Origin of the sequence: Lamprobacter modestohalophilus (assembly GCF_016583905.1) — a bacterium.
GTDB lineage: Bacteria > Pseudomonadota > Gammaproteobacteria > Chromatiales > Chromatiaceae > Lamprobacter > Lamprobacter modestohalophilus.
Window position 1 is genome coordinate 76,050 of the sequence record NZ_NRRY01000019.1, and the last position, 14,701, is coordinate 90,750.

The 14,701-nt window shown below is 65.0% G+C and carries 6 protein-coding genes; 3 read left to right on the plus strand and 3 right to left on the minus strand.

What is annotated here, in order from left to right; genetic code table 11:
* Positions 1-65 precede the first annotated feature (65 nt).
* The 3 genes from CKO42_RS12640 to treS all read right to left on the minus strand — a co-directional run bounded on the left by CKO42_RS12640 (position 66) and on the right by treS (position 4,848).
* Positions 66-584 (minus strand): GNAT family N-acetyltransferase, encoded by a 519-nt coding sequence (locus CKO42_RS12640; protein ID WP_200244445.1) that lies wholly within the window; start codon positions 582-584, stop codon positions 66-68.
* Positions 581-868: a ribbon-helix-helix domain-containing protein gene (locus CKO42_RS12645; RefSeq protein WP_200244447.1), complete on the minus strand. Its 288-nt coding sequence runs from the start codon at positions 866-868 to the stop codon at positions 581-583. Before CKO42_RS12645 ends, CKO42_RS12640 begins: the two co-directional genes overlap by 4 nt.
* Positions 869-1,041: 173 nt before the next feature.
* A complete protein-coding gene (gene treS, locus CKO42_RS12650; RefSeq protein ID WP_200244454.1) occupies positions 1,042-4,848 on the minus strand; it encodes a maltose alpha-D-glucosyltransferase in 3,807 nt (1,268 codons plus the stop codon).
* Positions 4,849-5,462: 614 nt separating this feature from the next.
* Between treS and treZ the strand changes: the two genes are divergently transcribed.
* The 3 genes from treZ to CKO42_RS12665 are packed head-to-tail and all read left to right on the plus strand — an operon-like array spanning position 5,463 to position 14,623.
* On the plus strand, positions 5,463-7,433 hold the full coding sequence (treZ, locus tag CKO42_RS12655) for a malto-oligosyltrehalose trehalohydrolase (RefSeq protein WP_200244459.1): 1,971 nt from the start codon (positions 5,463-5,465) through the stop codon (positions 7,431-7,433).
* Complete coding sequence (gene treY, locus CKO42_RS28720) at positions 7,430-13,171, plus strand: malto-oligosyltrehalose synthase (protein ID WP_200244461.1); 5,742 nt, start codon at positions 7,430-7,432, stop codon at positions 13,169-13,171. Before treZ ends, treY begins: the two co-directional genes overlap by 4 nt.
* 30 nt (positions 13,172-13,201) lie before the next feature.
* The gene (locus tag CKO42_RS12665; RefSeq protein ID WP_200244463.1) at positions 13,202-14,623 is read left to right on the plus strand and encodes an alpha-amylase family protein; all 1,422 of its coding nucleotides are present in this window, start codon (positions 13,202-13,204) and stop codon (positions 14,621-14,623) included.
* Positions 14,624-14,701 lie beyond the last annotated feature (78 nt).

Here is a 14,701-nt window from a genome sequence, read left to right on the forward strand (position 1 = left end):
GGAGACCGAGCATCAAGGCCTCACCACACCACAGAGATGCGACATTCCAGACCGTTAGCTGCGCATCATGAGGACGAAGGGATCGCGGACAGCGGCAGGAACATTGGCAAAGGCTCAGGTCGCTCGAGCAAAGCCCCTTCCAGTACCCTGAATGCCTCAAAGCCATACTGGCGATAAAACGCCTGCGCCTCCGGCTTGGCGTCGACTACGACGCCGATGCAACCGACCTCCTCAGCCGTCTGACGGGCGAGCGCTAACGCGAACCGGAGTAACGCCTTGCCAACTCCATGACCCTGTGCCTGCTCGGCCACTGCCAGTCGCGCAACACGGAGCACGGGCAACGGATAGCGCGGAAGTTGACGGCTGCGCTCTTTGGGGAGCGCGCTGAGCTCGATCTCAGAGGGCGCGACCGTGACGAAGCCTAGGATGGTGTCTTCGGCGAGCGCAATGTAGGTGACACCAATGTGATGACGAAACTGGTTCTGACCCGCAAAACGCTGAAAGAACCGATCGAGATCCGGATTTCCGCTGGCAAACTGACGCCGATCGTCAGTCGGCTCTAAGCGCCTAATCCGAAGCTTCACGAGGGCTTGTTGGGAGCGGCCGCAACAGGGTCATCGAAGAGCGCCTGCATGGCCCGATTCGGCGACTCGTTCGATGCCAACCGTTCCAGAAGCCGGTCGCCAACGTCCCGACCAACCACAAGCCGTGGGGGGATCAACACATCGTCCGGGAGTTCACTGACCGCCTGGAGATGATGCAGGAGCGCCTGCTCGATCACGAATCCCTTTTTCAAACCACGCGCACGAACATAGTGCTCGAGACGGTCCCGTGTTTCAGCGGAGATCGTTGCCGAGATTTGGGTCATATCAAAGTTGCTCAGTTTTTTCTACCGGAACGTAGAAAAGTCTAGCATAAAAAAACTGGGCTTCCGACCTGAAGACCGAAGCTGACGCAGAAGATGGGCGTAATCAAGCCCGCGCTGTGGCACGAGGCACTGTTGGAGATGCTCGAAAGATGCCCGCTCCTTGTTGATACCGGCTACCACTCCTCCTGCTCAGCGAGGCTGGAGAGCACGCGGATTGCCGCGCCTAGATCGGCGGCAGACACACCAGATGCCCCCTTCGGCTCCAGAGCCGAAACCAGCTCCAGCACCTCCCGCAGCCGTGTTGAGGCTCCATGCAGTGCCAACAAGCGAGTGACTGCAGTCTCCTGTGTCGGCGATGTCGGCGATGTCGGCGATGTCGGGCAGCTTAGTGCCGCGCCCGCAGCGGCGAGCCCCTCCCGATACGCGCTCAGGAATCGACGGCAGATCCGGCCACGCCAGTCGACGATCGCATCGACAACGGGCCTGCGCTGGACAGTGCTGGAGGGATCGATACAGACCGCCTGAATCGCCTCGTCGGCGACCTCGTGAAACGACTGGAGAACGCGGGCCACATCAGTCAGTGGGCTCTGCTTGTCCGGCGTCGCCTCCCCTGCCCGCAACCAGTCACCACCAAAGTCGATGAAGAAGACATCATTCTCGACCACGAGCACCCGGTTCAGCACTAGATCGCCATGGACCCGGATGCGCAGTGCAGCGCAGCCACCGGTCCCAGCACCGTCCTCCGCATCGGCATGTGTACCGGCACTAGCATCGACACCAGCACCAGCATCGGCACCGGACATTGGCCGCAGCACCCCGGCGCGTTGCGTTAAAAGTGCCGTTGCCAACGGTCGAACCTCATCGGGCAGCACCTCCTGTGAGTGTTCGAGCTGCGCCAGGGTCCGCTCCAGGTCTTCGGCGATCGATGCAGCCCAAGCTGCCTGATCCTCTGCGCTAAAGCGCTCCGGCGCGAAGGCAGCGCCGGCGTCTTCTCGAGCCAGCGCCTGATGGAGCTCGGCCAGCCGACGACCGAGGTTATCGATCAGGGTCTCGTAGCTCAGATGGGCCGCATCGGCCTCCCAATCGTCAAGACGCTCGCCATAGGCATCGCAGAGCCGGGACAGCAGCTCGAGGGTGAATGTACGCAGGTTGCCCTGGTTGTGGATGTACTCTTCGAGGATGGCCAAGGTGCAGCCGCCCTGCTGATCGCCCTGATCGCGCCGATAGCTGAGCCAGCCGGCCAGCGCGGGGGTATTGGCAAAGCCGGCAACCTCTTGCAGATAGTGCCGAATCTCGATGTTGGGATCGAGCCTGTGCTCGACCGCGCTTGCCTCCTCGTCCGTCGGCATATTCCCTGATAACTCGGTTGCAACCCTGGCTGACGCCTTGCTGGATGCCTTGCTTGACGCCTCGCTTGGTGCCTCGCTTGACGCCTCAGTCGCTGCCTCGTCGGCTAATGCCTCGTTTGACGCCTTGCGTGATGCCTCGCTTGACGCCTCGGTCGCTGCCTCGTCGGCTGATGCCTCGCCGGATACCCTGGCGGTCGCTTTGGTTGAAATCCTGGTCGCGCAGGGCAACAACTTGAGCATCAGTTGATCGCCGAGCGCGGCACTGTGGCCACGGTCCTCGGGCGGGATGCGCACCTGAGCCTCCGCACAATCGGCGGTCAAGCGCTCGAACGCATGGGTCGGCTGCGCTGACAGCACCCCGTCACCCAAGGCCGTCTGCGATCCATCGCCGATGAACTCGATCAGCGCGTGCACGAATCGCGAGTCCGCGAGCGCATCGCAGAGCTGGCCAGGGGTTGCATGGCGGCGCGCTCGCGCCAGCGTGGTCGCCGCCGGTGGCACTGCGTTCAGCTCGACGCCATCCTCCTGCCACAGCAGCCAGAGCGGCAGCAGCAACCGCGCTTGGCTGCCATCGGCAAGATCGACGGTGACCAAGGTCAGCAGCCAGTCGCGCCACGCCTCAATGGCGCTGAGCTGCACCGCAGACAGTGGTGCACCAGCTAGCAGGTTCCCAGGCACGCTCCCTGGCAGGCTCCCCGGCACGCCTCCCAGCACGTCCCCTTGCAGTCCCCCCTGCGCGCCAGCCGGCGCACCTTGGAAGCGGTTGCCCAGATATCCAGGCAGCACCCGGCGCTCGAGCAGCCGCAGCGCCCGCCGCACTGGCTCCGGCCGCTTGGCTAGATCCGGACGCAGGCTCTTCCACCCTTCCGGCAACACCAGCGTCGCCAGACGCGGCGCTGGCAGCCGTTCATCATGCCAGGCCGGCGCAGCGTCCTTCTCGGACAGCAGGAACCAGTAGAAGCCATGACCCGCGAGGGTGAGCAGATAGGGCAGCTCGCCGATCGGCGGGAACGCCGTGCGCCCGAGCAGCTCGATCGGCACCCGCCCCTGAAACCGCGCCAGATCCAGCTCGACCGGTTGGGCACCGCGGCCAAGATTGACCACACAGAGCAGGATCTCGTGCTTGTCCCTGGCGTCGTCCGGAATCGGGTCTGTCGCGGTCGATTCGCGCACATAGGCCAGCACCTTGCGGTTGCCCGGATGCAGGAACTCGATACTGCCGCGCCCGAACACCCGATGCGCCTTGCGCACCTCGATGATGCGCCGCATCCAACTCAGCAAGGAGGAGGCCGAGCGCGACTGCGCCTCGGCATTGACCGACTGATAACCATAGACCGCATCCATGATCGGCGGCAGATAGAGCCGCTGCGGCTCGGCGCGCGAGAACCCGGCGTTGCGATCAGGGGTCCACTGCATCGGGGTGCGCACCGCATTGCGGTCGCCCAGATAGATATTGTCGCCCATGCCGATCTCGTCGCCGTAGTAGAGGATCGGCGAGCCCGGCATCGACAGCAGCAGGCTGACCATCAGCCGAATCTTGTTGGGGTCGTTGTCGAGCAGCGGCGCCAACCGCCGGCGAATGCCGACATTGACCCGCATGCGCGGATCGGTGGCATAGGTCTGGTACATGTAATCGCGCTCGCGATCACTGACCATCTCCAGGGTCAGCTCGTCGTGATTGCGCAGGAACAGCGCCCACTGACAATCGGCTGGGATCTCGGGGGTCTGCTCCATGATCTCGACCACCGGGTGCCGGTCCTCCTGGGCCAGGGCCATGTACATGCGCGGCATCAGCGGGAAGTGATAGCAGACGTGGCACTCATCGCTGTCGCCGAAGTAGTCGCGCACGTCCTCGGGCCATTGATTGGCCTCGGCCAGGAACATCCGGTTCTCATAATGGGCGTCGACCACCGCGCGCATCTGCTTGAGGACGGCATGGGTCTCGGGCAGGTTCTCGTTGCTGGTGCCCTCGCGCACGCAGAGGTAGGGGATCGCATCCAGCCGCAGGCCGTCGACGCCCATGTCGAGCCAGGCGCGCATCACCCGGATCACCGCCTTCACCACCTGCGGATTGTTGTGGTTCAGGTCCGGCTGATGCGAGAAGAACCGATGCCAATAGTATTGTTCGGCCACCGGGTCCCAGGTCCAGTTCGAGGCCTCGCTGTCGGTGAAGATGATCCGGGTTTCGGAGAAGCGGCTGTCGTCGTCGCTCCAGACATAGAAGTTGCGCTTGCTCGAGCCCTTCGGTGCCCGGCGAGCGGCCTGGAACCAGGGATGCTGATCGGACGTGTGATTGATGATCAGCTCGACAATGACCCGGATACCCCGCCGGTGCGCAGCGCTGATGAAGCGGCGAACGTCGCGCTTTGTGCCATAGGCCGGGTGGACGTTGCGGTAGTCGGTGATGTCGTAGCCGTCGTCGCGCATCGGCGACGGATAGAACGGCAGCAGCCAAATGGCGTTGACGCCAAGCGCCTGGACATAATCGAGCTTCTGGGTCAGGCCGCGGAAATCGCCGGTGCCATCGCCATCGGTATCGAAGAAGGCCTTGACGTGCGTCTGGTAGATGATCGCGTCTTTGTACCAGAGCGGATCAGCGGCAACGGTCTCGAGATCAGTAAGGTCAGGCATAAGGATGCGGGTCAGCCTCTGCGTCGACCCTGCGTTTTGGCCGCAGGCGTCGGCGGAGGACTCGATGGACTTGGATCAGGGTTGTACCAGTAGCCCGTGCAATGGTTGGACCAACAAAGCACAGGCTTGCTCCCTGTTGCCGAGATCGGACCACGACCACCCCATCCGCCAGCATTCGACTGCCGTCCATAGACCCATTGGTGCACCCCCGCCCGCTATGACGCTCAGTGCCACCGCAACCCGAGTCGTCACGGCAGCCCATCGCAGCCGTCTCGCCTGGTTCATGGCAACCAGGAGGCGGGTCAAATCAACCGCATCAGCGCTCAGCGGAGCGATGCTGGCCATCATCGGATAGCACGCGCACCAAGCCACCCCTCGGCGGCAGCGCCAAGACGGGTTCCAGTCACAGCAGCTGATAACAGCAACTGAGCGCCGACCAAAAGCCACTGCGGCAGCGTCAGCTGTGACCGCAGCAGACCGACATCCGCCAGGTCAAGCGAATGCCTCTGGCCTGGTATAGCGCATGCATTAGGCGGCAGTGCGCCTTCAGCGAAGCGCCCGCCAACCGTCAGTGAACCGTCACCAAAACCCGAACACCAAACAGGAAGCCCGCCATGTCGACCTCGAAACACCGAATGTCCTTCGGCGCCGAGACCCTGTCCGATGGCAGCGTCCGCTTTCGCCTGTGGGCACCGGCCGCCGATCAGGTCGTGCTCCGGCTCTTCGAGAGCAATGACGGCGATGGCGACGGCGATAGCGAGCAAGACATCGGCATGAACAGCACCAGCGACGGCTGGTTCGAGCTGACGACGGCGAACGCCCATCCAGGGATGCGCTACGCCTTCCGCATCGCCGGCGAGCGCGTCGACGGCCAGCAGACCGTCCCCGACCCCGCCTCTCGCTTCCAACCAGCCGACGTCCACGGCCCGAGCGAGATCATCGAGCCAAACGACTTCCGCTGGCACGACGGCGAGCCCTGGCGCGGACGGCCCTGGGAAGAGGCGGTCTGCTACGAGCTGCATCTCGGCACCTTCTCGCCCGAGGGCACCTTCGCCGGCGCCGCCAAGCGACTGGACCAGCTCGCCGAGCTTGGCATCACGGCGGTCGAGCTGATGCCGGTGGCGGCGTTCCCGGGCCAGCGCAATTGGGGCTACGACGGCGTGCTGCCGTTCACACCCGATGCCAGCTATGGCCGCCCCGAGGACCTCAAGGCTTTGGTGCAGGCGGCCCATGACCGCGGCCTGATGATCCTGCTCGACGTGGTCTACAACCATTTCGGGCCCGAGGGCAACTACCTGCACCTCTATGCCCCGCAGTTCTTCAATGAGCGCCACCAGACCCCCTGGGGTGCGGCGATCAACTTCGATGGCCCTGACAGCCGGGCTGTGCGCGACTTCTTCATCCACAACGCGCTCTACTGGCTCGAGGAATACCGCTTCGACGGCCTGCGTCTCGATGCGGTGCATGCCATCGCCGACGACTCCGAGCCGGACATCCTGACCGAGCTGGCCGAGACGGTCCAGGATCAGCTCGGGCACCGACGGCTGGTGCATCTGGTGCTCGAGAACGACGGCAACGAGTCCCGCTATCTCACCCGGCGCCCGAACGGTATGGCCCAGTGGTACCAGGCGCAGTGGAATGATGACTTCCATCACGCCGCCCATGTGCTGATGACCGGCGAGCAGGATGGCTATTACGCCGATTACACCGAGGAGCCGGCGCGTCTCCTCGCCCGCTGTCTCGCTGAAGGCTTCGCCTACCAGGCTGATCCGTCGCCCTTCCGCGACGGTGCCCGACGCGGCGAGCCGAGCGCGGGCTTACCACCAAGCGCCTTCATCAACCTGCTGCAGAATCACGATCAGATCGGCAATCGCGCCTTCGGCGAGCGCATCGCCTCGCTGGCGTTACCGGAGGCGGTGCGCGCGCTCAGCGCCCTGATGCTGCTGGCGCCATCGCCGCCCTTGCTGTTCATGGGGCAGGAATTCCTGACCGAGACCCCGTTCCTGTTCTTCTGTGACTTCGGCGCCGACCTTGCCGACTCGGTCACGCAAGGGCGGCGACGCGAATTCCAGCGCTTTGAGCGCTTCGCTGACCCGCAGGCGCGCGAGGCCATCCCAGACCCGAACGACCCGGCGACCTTCGAGCGCTGCCGGCTCGACTGGAACGCACTCGAGGGCGATGCCCGCCACCGCGCATGGTGGCACTTCCATCAGGAGCTGTTGCGGCTGCGCCAGCGCGAGATCGTGCCGCGCCTGGCCGGGATGGACCCGGGGCAGAGCCGTTTCGAGGCCTTCGCAACCAACGCCATCCAAGTGCAATGGCGCCTCGGTGATGGCGCTGCCCTGACGCTGACAGCCAATCTGAGTGATACCGAGCACCGCTGGGACGCACTGCCGCTGCGATTGGCTGGCGAGGCCCTGTACCTGGAGCCAGTCGGTCTCGGCGACGCGCTCGCCGATCAGCATCTAACACCCTGGGCGGTCGCTTGGCACCTCGCCTCCACGCAACAGCTTCAGGAATCGCAACCGCGCCAGCCCCAACAGGCCGGTGTCGACGGTCAGCATCACGAGGAGGCCGAGCCATGAGCGGAACCGCCGAGCTCGAGCGTCTCTGTGCCCACTATGGGATCGCCGCGACCTATGAGGATGTCGAGGGCCAGCAGCATCACGCCGACGACCGCACGCGGCGGGCGTTGCTCCAAGCGCTCGGCGTCGCTGCGGGTGACCCGGCGACCGAGGCGCGCAGCCTGGCCCAAGCGATCGATCGGGAATGGCAGCGCGTGCTCGCGCCGGTGATCGTGCACCGGCAGGGTGCCGAGGCGCCGAGGCTGACACTGAGCCTGCCCGATCAGCCGGAGCTGAGGACGGTGCGGCTGGTCCTGACCGAGGAATCGGGCCCCACCGCCGAAGCCGAGCTGGATCTGAGCAGTCTGCCGATCGACGAGGAGCGCGAGATCGATGGCCGCCGCTATCTGCGCCGCCGCATCGCGGTTCCCGCACCCTCCGAGATCGGTTATCACCAGCTGACCCTCCAGTCGACAGCCGACGCTGTCCTGGCGCGGACGCGTTTCATCGTCGCCCCGCCTCGCTGCTGGCAGCCCGACGACCAAAACCAGCGTGACTGGGGACTGGTCACCCAGCTGCATGCGCTGCGCTCGACCCGCAACTGGGGTATCGGTGACTTCACCGACCTGACCCGACTGGTCGAGACCGCGGCTGAAGCCGGCGCCGGTGCCGTCGGGCTCAGCCCGCTGCATGCGCTCTTCCCGAGCCAGCCCGAGCGCTGTAACCCCTATGGTCCAGCGAGCCGCCGGTTTCTCAATCCGCTGCATCTCGATGTCGAAGCGATCGCCGAGCTAGCCGACTGCGGGGCAGCGCGGGAGCTGATCGACAGCGACGCGCTCAAGGCGCAGCTGCGGGCGCTGCGCAGTGCGCCGTTGGTCGATCAGGCCGGGGTCACCGACGCCAAGCTGCAGGTGCTAGAACAGCTGTTCCGCTGCTTCCGTCGGCACCATCCCGACGTCAAGGGGCCGCGCGCCGCCGCCTTCCAGGCCTTCTGCGACGAGCAGGGTGAGTCGCTGCAGCGCTTCGCGATCTACCAGGCGCTGAGTGAGCACTTCGCCGCTGCCAATCACGATCAGCGCGCCGATGAGCAGTGGCCCGCCGCCTATCAGGACCCGAGGTCGGACGAAGTGGCCACCTTCGCGCGCGAGCACGCCGAGCGGGTCGACTTCTTCGCCTGGCTGCAGTGGCTCGCCCAGATGCAGCTCGAGGCCGCCGGCAACCGCTGCCAGGAGCTCGGCATGGCACAGGGGCTGCTGTTGGATCTCGCCGTCGGCGCGGCACCGGACGGCGCCGATCATTGGGTCCTGCCCGGCCTCTATATCCAGGGCGCGCATGTCGGTGCGCCGCCGGACGATTTCAGCCCCAAAGGCCAAAACTGGGATGTCCTCGCCTGGCACCCAGAGGCGCTGCGCGAGGCCGGCTACGCGCCCTTCGCGGCCGAGCTGCGCGCCAACATGCGCGCCGCCGGTGGCCTGCGCATCGACCATGTGATGGGCCTGATGCGGTTGTTCCTGATCCCGGACGGCGCGCCGCCGACGGCAGGCACCTATCTCAGCTACCCGCTCGAGGAGCTGCTCGGCGTGCTCGCACTCGAGAGCGTGCGTCACCGCTGCCTGATCATCGGCGAGGACCTGGGCACGGTGCCGGAGCTGATCCGCAAGGTGATCCCGGACTGGGGCATCCTCTCGACCCGCGTGCTCTACTTCGAGCGCGCCGGCGACGGCGGTTTTCTCGAGCCGCCGGCCTTCGAGCCGAATGCGATGGTCACGGCCGGTACCCACGATCTCCCGCCATTGGCCGGTTTCTGGCAAGGCGTCGACCTCGAGCAGAGGCGTGAGCTGGAGCTGTTCCCGAGCCAGCACGACTATGACAAGCGCTTGCTGCAACGCACTCAGGACCGTACCGAGCTGTTCCTGGCGTTGAAGCACCAGGGCCTGTTGCCCGACCACGCGGGCGCGGACCCGGTGGACGTGCCCAGTCTCGGCCCCGAGCACTTGCGGGCGATCCATGTCTATCTGGCACGCACGCCCTCGCGGCTGTTACTGATCCAAACCGCGGACCTGCTCGCCGAGACCGAGCAGATCAACCTGCCCGGCAGCGGCGATCGCTATCCGAACTGGCGCCGCCGCCAACCGCTGCAGCTCGAGCACTGGCTGGAGCAACCCGAGATCCAAGGCCTGCTCGCGGCGGTGCGTGCCGAGCGCGGCAGCTCGGCAGCCCGCTTCAGTGCCACGGAACAGCCGCAGATCAATTCCCAAGCCGACGCCGCATCAGGCTCCGCTCAGAACGACAACGGTCAGACCCGCTCTGGCCAGAATGAATCTGGCCGGACCAACGCTGGCCAGACCAATGCTGGCCAGAACGGCTTTGGTCAGAATAGCTTTGGTCAGAACGGCTTTGGTCAGAATAGCTTTGGTCAGAACGGCTTTGGTCAGAACGGCTTTGGCCAGAACCCTTGCCAGAACCCTGCAGCTCAGATCAAGCTTGGGCGATCCAACACTGGACGGTCGTCCAACGAGCAAGCCAGCGGCAAGTCGAACAGCGAGGCACCGCTGCAAGCGCCAATCCCACGCGCCACCTATCGTCTACAACTGCACAAAGACTTTGGCTTTGCCGCCGCCACCGAGCTGGTGCCCTATCTCGCTGACCTCGGCATCAGCCACTGCTACTGCTCGCCCTACCTCAAGGCCAGGCCCGGCAGCACCCATGGCTATGACGTCGTCGATCACAGCCAGCTCAACCCCGAGCTTGGCAGCCAGGCGGACTATGATCGCCTGTGCGAGACCTTGGCCGCACACGGCATGGGCCAGATCCTCGACCTGGTACCCAATCATGTCGGCATCATGGGCAGCGAGAACCCCTGGTGGCTCGACGTGCTCGAGAACGGCCCAGCGTCGGCCCATGCCGATTTCTTCGACATCGACTGGCGTCCGCTCAAACAGGAGCTGCACGACAAGGTCTTGGTGCCGGTGCTCGGCGATCACTACGGCGACCTGCTCGACCAAGGCGAGCTGACGCTGGTCTTCGCCGACGGCGCCTTCCGGGTCGAGTACTACGAGCACCATTTTCCGATCGATCCGCGCGAGTATCCGCGCATCCTGGCACCCGCTCTGGCGGCGCTGCGCGAGCGGCTCAAGGCCGATGAACCGGCTGTTGATCCGAACCTAGGCTCAAGAAACGTAGGCTCGAGAGAAGTAGGCTCCAGAGAGGTAGGCTCAACAGCAGTCAGCTCAGAAAAAGCGGGCTCAGACCCGGCCTCCGATCTGGCCAGCTTTGAGAGCCTCATCACCGCCTTCGGCAACCTGCCACCGCGCAGCGCGTTGGACGAGACCTCAGTCATCGAGCGCTATCGCGACAAGGAGTTGCACAAACAGCGCCTCGCCGCGCTGTGTCAGGCCAATGCCGACCTGCAACGCTACATCCAGGATTGTCTGCATGCCTATAACGGCGCCGACGACTACCCGGCAGACAGCGGCCGGCTGCATGCCTTGCTGGAGGCGCAGGCCTATCGTCTCGCGCACTGGCGCGTGGCCGCCGACGAGATCAACTATCGGCGCTTCTTCGATATCAATGATCTCGCGGCGCTGCGGATGGAGAACTCAAAGGCCTTCGAGGCGACCCATGAGCGGGTGCTGCAGCTGATTGCCGAGGGCCGGGTGCAGGGACTGCGAATCGACCACCCGGACGGGCTCTTCGATCCAGCCGCCTACTTTCGCCGCCTGCAACGGCGCGCGGCGGAGGTTCTGCAGCCCCAGCGCGCCCCGCTCGACGTCGATCGCCCGCTGTATCTGGCGGCCGAGAAGATCCTGGTCGGCGACGAGCAGCTGCGCGACGACTGGCCCGTGCACGGGACCACCGGCTACGACTTCGCGACGCTCTGCGATACCCTCTTCGTCGACAGCGATGGCGAGGCTGAGCTTGATCGCTGCTACCAAGCGTTCATCGGTGCCAGCTCAGGCTCGGGCTCAAGCTCAAGCTCAGACTCAGGCTCGGCCTCGGGCTCCAACTCAGGCCCTGGCTCCGCTTCAGCCAGAGGCTATGCCGACGAGGTCTATGCCGCCAAGCGGCTGGTGATGAAGAACCTGCTCTCCAGCGAGCTGCATGTGCTCGCGAGCGAGGCCGCCCGCATCGCCGAGATGGACCCGCATACCCGCGATTACACCCTCGATGCGCTGCGCAGTGCGCTGATGGAGGTCGTCGCCTGCTTTCCGGTCTACCGCACCTACATCACCGATCAGGGCGTCTCCACCGCCGATCGCAATCAGGTGCTGAAGGCCGTCTCAGAAGCCCGTCGGCGCAGCCGGATGCCGGATCAGTCGGTGTTTGAGTTCGTCCGCGACTTGCTGTTGACCGACATCGCGGCTGGCAAGCCGGAGCCGTACCGTGAGCGCGTGCTGCGCCTGGCGATGAAGTTCCAACAGTACAGCAGTCCGGTCACCGCCAAAGGCGTCGAAGACACGACCTTCTATCGCTGGCACCGGCTCAGCTCCCTGAACGAGGTCGGCGGTGATCCCGAGCGCTTCGGCCTCTCGGTCGACAGCTTCCACCGCGCCAATGCACGGCGCCAAGCCCAATGGCCGCAGGCGATGCTGGCCGGATCGACCCATGACAGCAAGCGCTCAGAGGATGTGCGGGCACGTCTGCATGTCCTCTCCGAGCTGCCGCTCGTCTGGCGTGAGCACGTTGAGCGCTGGGCGCGACTGAATCGGCGCTTTCGCCGCAGCGGCGAAGGCCGCGATCCACTCGACGCTGATGCGGTGACCTGGCCCGACGCCAACACCGAGTATCTGTTGTACCAGACCCTGCTCGGTGTCTGGCCACTGCAGACACCGCAGGACAACGACGACTGGGAAGCGCTCAAGCAGCGCATCCAGGCCTACATGAGCAAGGCGGTCAAGGAGGCCAAGGTGCATACCGCCTGGACCAACGCCAACGCCGATTACGAGGCGATGCTGGAGGCCTTCATCGATGCCGTGCTCGATCGCGAGCGCAGCCGTGCCTTCTTCGAGGATTTCATCCCCTTCCAGCAGCGCGTCGCCCAGCTCGGGCTGCTCAACAGCCTCTCCCAAACCCTGCTACGACTGACCTCGCCAGGGCTGCCGGACCTCTATCAGGGCTGCGAGCTGTGGGACTTCAGCCTGGTCGACCCTGACAATCGTCGTCCGGTCGATTTCGAGCGTCGTCGCCAATGGCTCAGTGAGATCGATGGCATCGCCACCATCGATGATCCCAGCGAGACAGCGAGCGAACTGCCACCGCCACTTCGCTCCCAAGCACTGAGCGCTGAGTCAATGAGCCCACAGGCATTGAGCAACAACCTCAGCGACGGCCGCGCCAAGCTGTATCTGATCCGCCGCGCGCTGCTGCTGCGCGAGCAGATGCCCGACCTCTTCGCCCACGGCGAGTACTCACCTCTCACCGTTGAAGGCCCGCATGCGCACCGTCTCTGCGCCTTCAGTCGCAGCCATCAGGGACAGTCGGTGGTGGTCATTGCCCCTCGCCTGCTCGCCGGACTGAGCGAGCTGGCCGTCACCGACGACGGCGACATCGATCCATTGCAGGACCCCGGTTGGGACGAGACCTGGATCTCGATCCCGGCCGCGCGGCTCGACGATGTCCTAGGCGGCACGGAGCGCAGCACAAACGCGGGACCAAGCCGACAGCTGGAGACCGAGCAGCACCAAGGCCGTCAGGCCCTTCGCGCCAGCACGGTCTTGCGCCGGTTCCCGGTCGGGCTGCTGAAGACCAGTGCGCTCTGATATCTCACAAGCTATTCAGGACACGCCAAGATGCCATCAAATCAACCGTCTTTTCCCCAGGGCCCGAGGATCTACAACCTGTTTCCGACCCTGCTCGGTCCGATCGAGCACTGGACGGAGCGGCTGCCGGAGATTGCCCGGATGGGCTTCGACTGGGTCTTCGTCAACCCGTTCCATCTCCCCGGCGAGTCCGGCAGCCTCTATGCGGTCAAGGATTATTACCGCCTGCACCCGGCGCTGCGCGGCGACAACAACGGTAATGACGATAGCAACGGCAATGACGGCAGCAATCGTAATGACGACGGTGACGGCGATGACGACGAGCGACTCAAGGCCTTCACCAAGGCCGCCAGCGACGCCGGAATCGCGGTGATGATGGATCTGGTCGTCAACCACACCGCCATCGACTCCGACCTGGTCACCGAGCATCCAGACTGGTACATCCATGACGACGACGGCTCGGTGCACTCGCCCTCGGCCACCGATCTGGACGACCCCGAGATCGTCACCGTCTGGGAGGACCTGGCCCAGCTCGACTACAGCGAGCGCCCGGAGCGCGAGGCGATGATCGACTTCTTCTCCGAGGTCATCGGTCACTACACCGCGCTCGGCTTCCGCGGCTTTCGCTGCGACGCCGCCTATCAGCTGCCCGGCAAGGTCTGGCAGGTGCTGATCGAGCGCGCCCGCGAAGCCGCGCCGGAGACCCGGTTCTTCGCCGAGACCCTCGGTGCGCCGCCCGACGACATCGAGCAGCTGCGACCGGCTGGCTTCGACTATCTGTTCAACAGCGCCAAATGGTGGGACTTCCGCGGCGACTGGCTGCTCGATCAGTATCAGCGCTTCCGCGATCTGGCGCCATCCATCGCCTTTCCGGAGAGCCACGACACCACCCGGCTGGCCGAAGACGCCGATGGCGACAGCCGTGAGTCCCGCTTCTGGTACCTGTTCGCGGCGGTCTTCTCCACCGGCGTAATGATGCCCATCGGCTACGAGCTCGGCTTCCGACGCGGACTGCACGTGGTCGAGACCCGCCCCCAGCACTGGGAGGAGCCCAGCTTCGACATCCGCGACTTCATCGGCCGCGTCAACAGCATGAAGGCCGAGACGCAGGTGCTCAATGAAGAGGGGGCACAAGAGCGCTTCACCGCCGTCGATGAGCCGGTGGTTGGGCTGCTGCGACGCTCGCCCCGGCAGGCCCAACACAGCGCCGTGCTGATCAACCCGGACCCCGAGGAAGCACAGGAATACAGCCGCGATCGACTCACCGATGTCCTCGACTGCGCGGCCGATCAGCTGCAGGAGATCACACCGGCCTTCAACGACGGGGCCGAAAACGGGGCCAACCACAAGGCCGACAACCCGGCTGGGGACGATTCCGTTGGCGACAGCATGCCAACATCCGCGATCCATCTGCCGCCGCGAAGTCTGCGCATCTTCATCGCCAACCACTGAAGCGAGACGCCAGCCAAATGGCAAGCGAAGTGCTGAGCTCACCCCTCACCCCTCACCACTCACCACTCACCACTAACC